We start from the raw sequence: 12,531 nt of genomic DNA, 5'->3' as shown, positions 1-12,531 counted from the left end.
AGCGACGGTATCCGCCTTGGCGTAATTGCGCAGGTAGGTCGTGACGTTGATGTCACCGCTGCCTGCATCGATGGCGCCGCCGCTCCCGACGGTCGCGGCAAGGACCGCGTTGGCGTTTGCCAGGCCGATCGCGCCCTGGGCCGAGACAGCCCCGCCACCGCCGGCGATGGACTGGACGCGTGCACCGCGGCCGCTGTCGGACATGTTGTGAATGGCTTTCACGTCGAAGCCGACCATCGTGGCGTCGAAGCCGGTGCCAACGGAGGCGGTCACGATCGGGCTCACCCCGACCTCGGCATAGCTGACACCCACAGCGAGGGCACCGCCGTTCACGCCGATGAGCTTGGCGAAGCCGTCATGGCTGGTGGTCGCCAGCACGCTAACCTTGCCGGTGCTGTGGAGGGCGACATTGTTGCCTATCGAGGCGGTCACGCTCGGGTTGATGTAGATTTCGGCCGAGTTCACCGCGATGGCGGCGGCGCCGACGGCGACGCCGGTCGTAGTCGCCGTCGCATCGATGGTCGAGGTCGCGGAGACGGTGACAGCACCGACTTCCTTGCCCTCGGTCTGACCGATCTGGGCGGTGTTGCCGATCCGCGCATGAGTGTCGACGGTGCCACCGTCGTCATCGTCCATGTTCAGGCGGGTGACGTTCACGCCGGCCGCAATAGCGCCGCCCTGAACAGTGAAGGTGTCCGCCGTCGCGTCCTGGGTGTTGGTGGCGGTGACGGAGATCAAACTGGCGTCGTCGACCGAGGCGCCGTCGCTGATCTCGGCGAGTTGCCGGCTGTCGTCGTTGAGGATGCTCACGGCGGCGCCTGCCCCCACGAATCCGATCTGGACGCCGATGCTCAGCATGTCGGTGAGCCGCACGCCATTGGCGGATACCGTGACGTCGCCCGCGGCGTCGACATCACCACCCAGCACCGCCTTGACGTTGCTGGAGAGGTTGACGATGGAGATCCCGGCACCGATGGCGCCGAGGCCAATGCTTGCCGTGCCGGTCACCAGATCGGTGTCGATCCGTTCGTCGGCGGCAACCCCGACATCGCCGCCGGTGGTGATGGTTGCCCCGCCCTTGACGATGGCCCTCACGCCAGGCTCGTCCAGGTCGAGGTCGTTAAGGCGATCGTTGATCGCCGTGGTGTCGGTCGCGTTCGATCCGATCAGGGCGCCGGAGAGGCCGTCCGAAGCGCGCGAATCCGGCGAGTTGGTCACGCCGTCGCCGTTCGAGGCAATCGAGGAGAGGTTTTCGTCGGTCTGGCCCGCGACGCCGCTTGCGTTGTTGCCGGCCTCGTCCTTGGCGTTCCCCTCGCCCATTTCGAGCGCGTCGTCGGAACTGTTGGACCCGCCGTCCTGCTTTGCGCCACTGTCGCTGTAGCCATCGCTGAAGGCTTCGCCGATGGAGAAGACGGAGATCGACCCGCCGAGCGCACCGCCGCCGAGGGCACCGCTCATCGCGAAGCCGACGAGTTCCTTCTCGGAGAGCGCGTTCACTTCGACGACGTCGTCAGCCTTGACGTCGGCCCCGGTGCCGATCTCGGCAATGACGTCGTTGCGGATCGAGCCGAAATTGACCGAACCCGCGATTCCGACCAGACCGCCGCCGAGGCTTACCGTGGCAGCCGTCAGCTTGGAGCGGTTCGACGCACCGACCCAGACACCCTGGTTGCCCGAGACGGTCTGTGCTTGGTAATCGGCCCCGCCCGCAAGTGGATTCATGTTGATCTGGGCGTTGTCACCGATCGATGCGGTGGTGTCGCTGTCGATGATCGTGACGCCGACGGCGCCGGCGAAGCCGAGATAGAGCCCGACGCCGCCGGCAAAGGCGAGGTTGAGGAAGCTCTCGCTCGAATCCGCCTGGACGATGACGCCGTAAGCGGTGGTGGTGGCAAAATCGCCGTCGTTCTCGACAACCCCGGTCAGGATGTCGGAGCGACCAGAACCGTAGCCTTTCGCGTCGATCGTTGCGCTGTCGCCGATCGAGGCGTCGGTCGTCTTGTCGAAGACCACGACGCCGACCGAGGCGCCGAGTCCCGCGGCACCGATGCCGATCCCCACCCCGCCGGTGATGATCGCGGCCGAGGTGTCGTCCTCGGCCAGCACCGCGACGCTTCCGCCCGCCTTGACGGTGGCGCTGTCGCCGATTGTGGCGATAGTGGTGTTGGTCACGGTCAGCACGGCCACGCCGCCGCCGATCGCGAAGGTGCCCGATGCGGCGATGCCGGCAGCGACGACGAGGAAGGTTTCCTCGGCATCGGCTATGACCAGCACATCGCTCTCGGCATCGACCGCCGCGCTAACGCCGATGGACGCGGTTGTGGTCAGCCCGACCACCGAGACGTCGACGCCCGGGGCGCCGGCGCCGGTCCCGGCAACGGCCACACCGGCGCCGACGCCGACATGGCTGAAATCGCTGGACGCGGTCACGCGCACCGATTGCCCGCTATGGGCGTCGCCGGTGACGGCCTGGTTGATCTGGGCGCTGTCGCCGATGTTCGCGGTGGTGATCGATGTGGCGACGTTGACCGCGGCACCGGCCGACACCGCGGCGGTGCCGCCGCCGGAGAAGGCGAAGGCCAGAGATTCGATGTCGTCCTTCGCGGTTGCGGAGACGATAACGCCACGGAGATCGAGTTCCTCGGCCTGCGCAACGCGCTCGTTGCTGAGATCCGGATCCTCGATGTCGTCCGAGGTCGTCGCCGCGTCGTATTCTTCCTTGCTGTCGTAGAGGTTGGTCTCGGTGTCGACATCCGGAAGACCGATTTCGAGCGCCTCGTCATCCGGGCGTTTGCCCTCGTGCACGGCGAGCCCACCTTCGGCCACTCCGACCTTGGCGTCGCCATCGAGGATGTCGAACTTGCCGGTCCGGGCGAGGACCGTGCTGTGGCCCTCGCCGGTGACGCTGGCGCTGGCGGCGATGATCGCCTCGGTCGTCTTGTGGAACACCGCGACGCCGATGCCGGCGCCGATGCCGGCGGTTCCGCCGACGGCGACACCGCCCACCAGAAGGTCGGCTTCGGTGTCATCGGAGGCCTGGACGAGCACGCTGCCCTCGGCATGGACGCTTGCGGAGCTGCCGATCTTCGCCCGGGTCACCAGTGTCAGCACATAGACATCGGCGGCGACGGCGAGGCCGAGGCTGTTGCCCACGCCCGCGGCAACAGAGAATGTCTTCAGCACTTCCTCGTTGATCGCCTTGACCACGACGTTTCCGTCGGCCTCGACACTGGTCGACGCCCCGATGATCGCCTCGGTGGTCTTTCCGATCGTGTGGACGTTGACGCCCGCGCCGACGCCGGCCGAACCGGCCGAGAGGCCGAGCGCACCGGCCACGGACAGGACTTGGGTGTCACTGTCGGCCACGACATAGACGCTCGGATCGATGGTGTCGTCGTCGGCGCGCACCGCATCGATGTCACCATGGTCGCCGATCAACGCCTTGGTGTTCTCGGTCATCACCGTCACCAGGACGGAGCCACCAACTCCTACGGAACTGGCCGAGCCGGCCCCGGCCGCGGCGATATCGAGGATCTTCTCGTAGGAGGTCGCTGTAACCGACAGGCCAATTGGACCGCCAGTGTCGACATCGGCGTAGTCGCCGATCTCGGCGATCACGTCGTCCTCATGCACCAGCACGGTCGAGGCGATCCCGGCCGCGGCGCTGCCGAGGCTTATCGCAACTCCGCCAGCTAGGAAGAGCAAGTCGAAATCGCCGCTCGCCGAGACGGTCACGTCGCCCTCGAGGGCGCTGAGCGTCGATTTGTCGAGCTCGGTTCCGGATTCGACATAGGCCTTGGTTTCGGTGTCGATCACCAGCACCGCCACGGACAGTGCGGCCGCAACATCCTGGCTTGAAACGCCGAAGGTGGCAGCCACGGACGTGAAATCGTCGTCCGAGGAGGCGGTGACGAAGATGTCGCCGCTGGTCGTGGTGAGATCGGCCCGGTTGCCGATCCAGGCGAGCGTGCTGCGCTCGATGACGTTCACGTCAACTGCGACGCCGACCCCGACTCCGCCAAGCGAGAGCCCGATACCGCCGGCGGCGGTGAAGAGCTTCAGAACGTCATTGGCCGAAACGGTGATGTCGTTGCCCGCATTCACGGTGGTGCCGTCGTCAATATATGCATGGGTGTTGATCCCCATGACGTTCACGCTGGCCGATCCGCCGACGGCGTTGCCGTTGCCGGAGCCGGCAACGCCGGCAGCGAAGTTCGTCGCCTTGAGCTCGTAATTGTCCAGAGCCCCCGCGCCGGTATTGAGCCCCAGCGTTTCCTTCAGCGGCAGCAGCGAGGCGTCGGCGGTGACCGAGACCGCGCCACTGGTGGCGTTGAGCGTTCCGCCGGTGCCGACACTCGCCTTGGTGTCGAGATCGTTGACGATGTTGACCGAGACCGCGATGCCGACGCCGGTGCCCTGGGTGCTGAATGCACCGCCGCCGGAGAGGTTCTGAAGCTCGTTGTAATTGGTCGCCGCGACGGTGATGTCACCGCTGACCGCGGTGATCGATGCCGAATTGCCGACCTCGGCCTCGTAGGCCACGTCGATGTAGTTGATGCCGATCGAACCGCCCACGGCAGTCTTCTTGCCAACCGCGCCCGAAAGCGCGCGCACCTGGAAGGTGTTGTTCTGGTATTCGTCGCCGACCTTGGGCTGAACCGCGCGCACCGAGACGCTCGAGCCAGTCACGCTGGCCGAGGTACCAATCCGGGCGTTGGCGTCGAATTCGGTGATGTTGAGGCCGACCGCCGCCGCCACGCCGGTATCCGACGAGAGCTTGGCCGCCGTCGCGATGGCCAGCGCCTTGGCGGTGACCAGAGAGGTCGTTTCGACCTTGACCGCACCGGTTCCGGTGATCGTCACCGCATCGGCGATCTCGGCATCGACCTCGGCATTGAGGTAGTTGACGGACACCGTCGCCGCGACGGAGGTGCCGCCGCTCGAGTTGCCGCTGCTGCCGCCGCCCTGGCTCTTGAGCCCGGTGCCGGACTCGCCCGACGCCTCGCCGTCGCCCTGGTCGAACATGTCGGCGCCGGTGGTCGACCCGCCCGAAGTCGAAGTGGTGTCGTTCAGGCCGCCGCCCTTGTTCTGGGCCTGCGTGGTCTCGTCGGAAACCGCCGTGTCGGAATCCTTGCCGCCATCGCCGCTGGACTTGCCGCCCTTGGCGCTCGCCTTCGATTCAGTAATCGAGACAAGGATGGAATCGGCCGTCACCGTGACGTCGCCCGCGCCGGTGACCGACCGCGCGATCTTCGCGTCGGTGTCGTCGGTGCCGATGTTGAGCGCCAGCGAGACGCCGACGCCGACATTGCCGCCAGCCGCTTCGCCGTCGGCTTCGGTCCGGATGGTCGCCGAGTGGTCGGCAATCGCGCTGAGCGCACCGCCGGACAGCGTGAGCGTACCGGCGCCGGAGCCGATCAGCGCGTTCGTCGTGTTCTCGACATAGGTGACCGCGATGCCACCGCCGACCGAGGTGCCGCCCGAGGCGCCCGCCTCGGCCTTGTTGATCGGACCGTCGGTTTCCGTCGGCAGGAAGCTCGAGGTCGCCGTGACTTCCAGAGATGCCGCGTTGCCGGTAATCGACGTGCCGTTGTCGATCTTGGCGTTGGTGTTCTCGAAGGCGATCAGAAGCGCGATCGATGCGCCGACGCCGGTGCCGCTGCTGCCGGCCTGGCCGGTCGCATCCGCCAGCACCTCGTGCTGGGCATGGTTGGTCGCGGTGACCGCCATGGCGCCACCGCCGCTGTCCGGCAGGGTCAGGCTGGTGCCGGTGCCGCCGAAGATCGCGTCGGTGTCGGAATGCACCACGCTCAGCGCGAAGGAGCCGGCAACGCCGATATCGTTGGTGCCCGAGGCGCCAGAGGCCGCCTTGGCGACGTATTTGTGCTTCGTGTCGCCGCCGACATTGCGCATCGTGGCCGAGAGCACGAGGCCGCTGGCGACGACGGCCGAGCCGGTGCCGACCCGCGCTTCGTTGGTCATGTCGGCGACGTTGATCGCCACGCCGACGCCGACGGCGGTGCCGCCGGACCCGGTGGTCGCGGAAGAGCCGTCGGCAGTGGCCGTGGCGTCCATGTTGTTCGAGGTGATGAGCGAAAGCGCTCCGCCATTGGCAGTCACGTCGATGCCGTTGGCGATCGTCGCCTTCGCGGTCGAGGAGGAGACGTTGATCGCCAGTGCCGCCGCGACGGAGACGTTGCCGCCGCTGCCGCTTGCCGACTGGCCGGAGGATTTCGAGCTTGTGCCGGCGCCGGCCGACTTGTTATTGGCGAGGTTCGCCGTCTTGGTCTGCTGGTTGTCGGCGGTGGTGTTGCCCTTGGCCGACTCGTTGTTCTTGTCCGCACCCTTGGCGGAGGCCTTGGCCTCGGTGATCGAGGAGCCGTCGCCATGCGCGGTGAGGCTCACCGATCCGCCCGCGACGAGGTCATGTTCCAGCGATGCTTCGGCCGTGTCATCGACGAAGCCAAGCGCAATCGCGGCGCCGACCGCAGTACTGGCCTCGGCGGTGCCGTCAGCCTTGGTGGTCGTCGAGCCGTGATTGTCCGCCGTCAGGCTGAAGTTCCCGGCAATGTTCCATGGGCCGCTGCTGAGCGCACCGACCCGCGCCAGCGCGACCTGGTCGATGACGGAGATCGCGAAGGCCCCGCCGACGCCGGTCCCCTTGCCAGAGACTGCGCCACCGCTGGCTTCGGTCTCGTTCTCACCCCAGTTGGTCGCCGAGATCGCAACATTGTCGCCGCCGGTGACAGAGGCGCCGTCCTCGATCTCTGCCTCGACCAGAGAGTTGACCACGTTGATGGCGATCGAGACGCCCACGCCGGTACTGCCGGCCTCCGAAGAGGCAGTGGCACTGACATCCGCGGTGCTCTTGGAAGCCGTGGTGAGCGAGATGTCTTCGGCGTCGCCGGCGGTGCCGGCGTCGACGCTGGCCGTCGCGCCGATCCCGGCACGCGTGTCGGCGTCGACGATGCTGAGCGCAAAGGAGCCGGCTATCCCGGTGTCGCCGTCGGAGGCGCCGGATTCGGCAGTGGCACCGAACACATGCGTACCGGCGTCCTTCATCGTCGCCGAGGCTTCGAACCCGCCAGTGACCGAGCCGGAGATGAGCTCCGCCTGGTTGCTCATGGTCGCCGCATTGATGGCGATGCCGACACCCACGGCCGTGCCGGTGTTCGGGTCGGCGCTGCCGGCCGAGGCCGAGCCGTCGCCCGACGCGGCGGCGTCCATGTCGGCTTCCGTCGTCAGGCTGACGTCACCGATGACCGAGACGCCCTCGAGCGTCGCTGTCGCCGAGAGGCTGGAGACGTTGAGCGCCAGCGCCGCACCGACGCTGGTGTTGCCGCTGCCGTCGCTGGCCGAAGCCTCCGAGGAGGTCGAATCGCTGTCGCCGGACTTGTTGTTCGCCGTGCCGATGGCGCCGGCCTTCTGGGTCTCGCCGTCGGTGGACTCGCTCTCGTCCGCACCCGCCGCCGAAGCCGTCGCCGTGGCCGAGGAGGTGCCGCCGACGCTCGCCGTCAGCGCAACCGTGCCGCCCGCCGTCGCGTCGCGGTCGAGATCGGCCTCACCGGAATCGTCCACGAATGCCAGCGCGATGGAGGCGCCGATCGCCGCGTTGCCGCCGCTCACGTCGCTGCCCGCGGTGGTGGCGCTGCTGCCGGAATGCGTCGCCTCGATGGCGATCGCGCCACTGACGTTCAGCGCCGTGCCGGTACCGATCCGCGCCAGCGTCGAGCGGTCATGCACGTCGATCGCCAGCGCCCCGCCGACGCCGGTGCCGTCCTGCGCCGAGGCGCCGGATTCCGCATTCGTCGTCGAGCCATGTTCGCCGGACGCCGAGACCGTCAGGTCATTGCCGCCGGTCAGCAGCGCGCCGTCGGCCACTTCGGCGCTCGTCATCATGTCGGTGACGCTGATCGCGATGGACGCGCCGACGCCGGTCGAGCCGCCCTCCTGGCTCGCCTTAGCCTCCACTGCCGTGGCGGTCTCCGAACCCGCGGTCATCTGAAGGTCGCCGCCCGCCGCGAAGTCCAGCTCCGAGCCGGTCTCCATCGCCGCCCGCGTCGTCGCGGTGACGATGTTCAGCGCGAAGGAACCGGCAATCCCGGTGTCGCCTTCCGAGGCGCCGCTCTCGGCGCTGGCGCCGAAGCTGTGCACGGTGTCGCCATTGTTCTTCATCCCGGCCGAGATCGTGGCGTCGCCGCCGCCGGTGATCGTCGCCGCGCCGGTGCCCAGGAGCCCGGCGGTGTTCGTCATGTCGGCCACGTTGATCGCGATCGCCACGCCCACCGCGGTCCCGGTCCCGTCCCCGCCGGTCGAGGCGGAGCCGTCGGCATCCGCCGACCCGTCCATGTTGTTGCTACTCGAGAGCGTCAGCCCTGCCGCCGTCACGCTCGTGCCAAGCGTCGCCGTCGCCATCGAACTCGAAACGTTCAGCGCCAGCGCCGCGCCGACGCTGGTGTTGCCGCTATCGGTGCCCGCAGTAGCTTCCGAGGAGGTCGAATCGCCGTCTTTCGATTTCTGGTTGGCGAGCCCGATGGCACCGGCCTTTTGGCTCTCGCCGTCAGTGGACTCGCTCTCGTCCGCACCCGCCGCCGAAGCGGTCGCCGTGACCGTGGAGGCACCATTGACGGCTGCACTCAGCGTGACCGTGCCGCCCGCCGTCGCATCGCGGTCGAGATCGGCCTCGCCGGAATCGTCCACGAACGCCAGCGCGATCGCGGCGCCGATGCCGGTCGTCGCCGCGCCTTCGACTTCGCCATTCGCGGTGGTCTCCGAGGCGCCGGAATGGGTGGCCTCGGCTGAAAGGTTGCCGCTGACGTCGAGCGCGCCGCCAGTGCCGATCCGGGCGGTCGTGCCGCGGTCGTCCACCGAGATGGCGATGGCGCCGCTGATGGACGTGTCGCCGTCGGCCGCGCCGGCCTCGGCTGTGACCGTGGCGGTATGCACGCCGGTGGCCGAAAGGGTCACATCCGTGCCGCCGGAGAGGACAGCGCCGTCCGCGATCTCGGCCGTGGTGGTCATGTCGGTCACGCCGATGGCGACCGAGACGCCGACGCCGGTAGTATCGGCACCGTCCTGCGACGAGGTCGCCTCCACCTCGCTGGCAGTCGAGGAGGTGGCGCCGAGGGAGACCGCGTCATTCGTCTCGACGTCGGCGGTACCGGCGATGGAGGCCGTCGTCCCGGCGCCCACGATGGAGAGCGCAAAGGAGCCTGCGACACCGGTGGCACCCCCGGACGCGCCGGAGGTCGCCTCAGCCTTGAAACTGTGCTCCGTGTCGCCACCGACATCCTTCATCCCGGCCGAGAGAGAGATGCCGCCGGTCGTGGTGTTTACATCGGCGCCGTCGCCGATGAAGGCGGTGTTGGTCATGTCGGCGACGTTGATCGCAACGCCGAGACCGACCGAGGTGCCGTCGCCTGCAGAAGCAGAGCCGTCCGCCACAGCCTCGGCGCGCATATTGTTCTCGGCTTCCAGCGTCAGACCGGTCGCGTCGAGCGTAACCGCACCGACGCTCGCCTCCGCAGTCGCGGAGGAGACGTTGAGCGCCAGTGCCGCAGCGACGCTGACATTGCCCGAGGCGCCACCGCCGCTATCGGTATTGGCCGACGCCTCCGACGGAGTGCTGGCCGAAGTACCGCCGCGGGTATTTGCGAAATTCTTCTGTTCGGCGACCTGGCTGTCAGCGCCACCGGTGGATGGATCAGCCTCCTCCTCGGTGCCAGCCGCCGAGGCAGTTCCGGTGACGACCGAGGCGCCGTCTGCCCGTGCCGCCAGCGATACGCTGCCGGTAGCCGCGAGGTCGCGACGCAGCCGCGCCTGCGCGGTATTATCGACGAAGCCGAGCGCGATGGCCGCACCGATGGCGGTTGCTGCGCCGCTGGTATCGCCGCCCGCGGTCACTTCGCTGGAGCCCGTGTGCACGGCCTCGGCATCGACCGAGCCGCCAGAAGAAAGGCTGCCAGTGTCGCCAAGATCGGCTTCGGTCAGGTTCTCGACGACCGCAATGGCGATCGCTCCGCCGACCGCGGTGTCGGTGCCCGAGGCACCGCCCTCGGCGGTGGTCTCATCGGTATGCGCGCCGGTTGCCGAAAGCGTGAGGTTGCCGAGCGCCAGGTCGGCCGGGTCGACATAAAGCGCCGCGTCAAGCGCGTCGCCTTCCAGCGCAGCCCGTGTGGTGTGGCTGCCGACATAGAGCGCGACCGAGATGCCGATGCCAGTGGCGGCTCCGCCCTCGGTGCTGTTGTTCGGCGTCGCGCTGGTCGTCGTCGCGGTGGCGGAGTTGGCCGTCAGCGTGAGGTTGGCGCCGCCCAGTTCCAGAGTCGCACCGGTATTGACAACAGCTTCGACGGTCGTGGTCACAATGTGGATGGCGAGCCCGCCGGCGATGTTCATCTCCGAGGAGTCGCCCGCACCGGACACGGCGGTCAGGATATAGCTGGAATCCGCGTCGAGAGTCGCCGAGGCAGAGAGCGCCGGAGTGGTGTATTGCGTGCTTCCGCCGAACCAGGAACGCACGGTGCTGTCGACGACGCCGATGGCAACGGCAATGCCGACGCCCGTGGTCTCGCCGGCCGTGTTCAGGCCGCTGGCACTCGCGGTGACGGACTCGGTCGCCATGGAGGCCAGCGCAACCCCACCGGCGGCGATGGTGCCGGAAGTGTCGATATAGGTCTCGGTGACCGGGCTGTAATGAGAGACGACGACGGCGCCGGCGAAGGTCACGCTGCCACCGCTGGTGCTGGCGTCGTTGGCCGCGAGTTGCTCCGAGGACTCGCTGCTGCCGCCGGAATCCTGCGCGCCGCCGGCGGTCGAGGTCGCAGTGGTCACGACGACGGCGTTAAGCGTCGCCCCGAGGTCCACTGAAACCGGCGTTGTCGTGGCGCCGATAGAGGCGGAATCGGTCACGAAGGCCTTCGTCTCGGCCTGGATCTCGGTCACAGCGACGGTGGCGCCGGCGGTGCCGCCGGAGCCGTCGACCTCCGAGGTCACGTCGAGCGTGGTCGCCGCGTTCAGCGTCACCGTACCGCCGGCGTCGATGGCGGCGTCGTCATGGACGCCCACCACCGATTCCGTGAGCACCACCGACACTGCGATGGCGGCGTCGGTATTCGCGGCGTCGCCGGGATCCGCATCTTCCTTGGCCGTCATCGTCAGGTTGACGGCGGTGTCGACATCGACATTCCCGCTGGCCGAGACCACGCCTCCGCCAAGCAGACCGCCGTCCTTGCCGATATGCACCGTTGCCTTGGGCAGCGCGATGACCACTGCGCCGCTGAAGGCGACGCTGCCGCCGAAGCTGGCGGGATCGACCTCGAAGTTGGCGCTCGCGATGGCCGAGAGTGAAACGTTGCCGCCGGACGCGGCGACTGCGCCGAGAATGCCGATCTCTGCGGTCGGCACGGCGAGGTAGAAACCGTCCACGTTGTCTTCAAGCACTTCCGGAAGAACGCCGCTTCCATTCGCCTCTGCGTTGAAGGTGACTGATGTGCCGGAAACGGAGGCGCCGTAGGCAACTTCTATCTCTTCGGCGTTGAAGATGATCGCTCCGCCCGTGAGCGCACCGGTCACGTTTATGGCGTCCAGCCCTTCATCGCCGTTCACGGTCAGTGACGCGTCGCCGAGATCGACGGTCTGAATCTCCAGCCGGTCGCCCGAGGCCGCCGCTGCCAGGAGTTCGGCAAATTCGTTGACCGGCAGATCGTCCTCGAACTCGTCGATATTCGGGAAGAGGCCGGTGTCGTCGCCCATGTTGATCGTGAGGCTACCGGTCGGCGTCGCGAACGTGACCGACTCGAAGGTCGGCCCCAGCGGCGCCGCCGCGATGGTGATCATGCCACCCGACTGCGTCATGATCGCGTCGTCCGAAACCGCAGAGAGGTCGACCGTGACGTCGGCCGCGCCGTTCGACACCCAGACCGGCTCCAGTCCCGAGAATTCCAGCGAAACGCCGTCGCGGATGACCGTGCCCGAAGTCGGACCGCTCGCGATGTATTCGAAGCTGCCGATGTCTTCGCCTTCGAAAGCCATCGTGTCGAAGCCGCCGTCGCCGCCGTCAAGGATGCCTGAGAGCGTTGCATCGCCTTCGACGATGAAGGTGTCCTCATTGTCTGCCGCACCGGCGAGGTTCTCGACTTCCGCGAAACGCAGGCCCGACACGGTGCCTGTGTCGGTGCCATCGATCCGCCATTCGGCATTCCCCGAAGGACCGGCGACGGTATCACTGCCTGCACCGCCAGAGAAGATGATGCTGATGCCCGAGGGGAAGGCGCCAGCGATGTCAAGCGTCAGGCGGTCATCGCCGGCCGTGCCGGTGATCCTGATCTCGGAGGTCTCAGCCAGCGAGCGCTGGTCGACCAGCTCGCCCGAGTCGTCGTCATAGATCCGGAACGCCTGGGCTACGGCGTCGTATTGCAGCGTGTAGGAAGCGTCCATTCCGGCCATGTCGACCGACAGGGGCATGATATCCGCGGAGAGGAGGAAGCGCGGCTCGAGCGATTCGATTCGTACCGCAGAGACCCTGACCGGCAC

The 12,531-nt window shown here is 67.7% G+C and carries 1 protein-coding gene (only partly in view); it reads right to left on the bottom strand.

Going from position 1 to position 12,531, the window contains the following annotated elements; all coding sequences use genetic code 11:
- A protein-coding gene (locus tag EU800_RS20605; protein WP_165354775.1) for an LEPR-XLL domain-containing protein crosses the window boundary here: on the bottom strand, window positions 1-12,531 show its 5' end (the start). It extends 18,486 nt beyond the left edge of the window; the window shows 12,531 of its 31,017 coding nt (coding positions 1-12,531); its start codon is at window positions 12,529-12,531; its stop codon lies off the left edge, out of view.

The organism is Tropicimonas sp. IMCC6043, from assembly GCF_004146235.1.
Lineage (GTDB): Bacteria > Pseudomonadota > Alphaproteobacteria > Rhodobacterales > Rhodobacteraceae > Tropicimonas.
The sequence above is the reverse complement of the archived record's forward strand: the minus strand, read 5'-3'. Positions and strand labels throughout refer to the sequence as shown.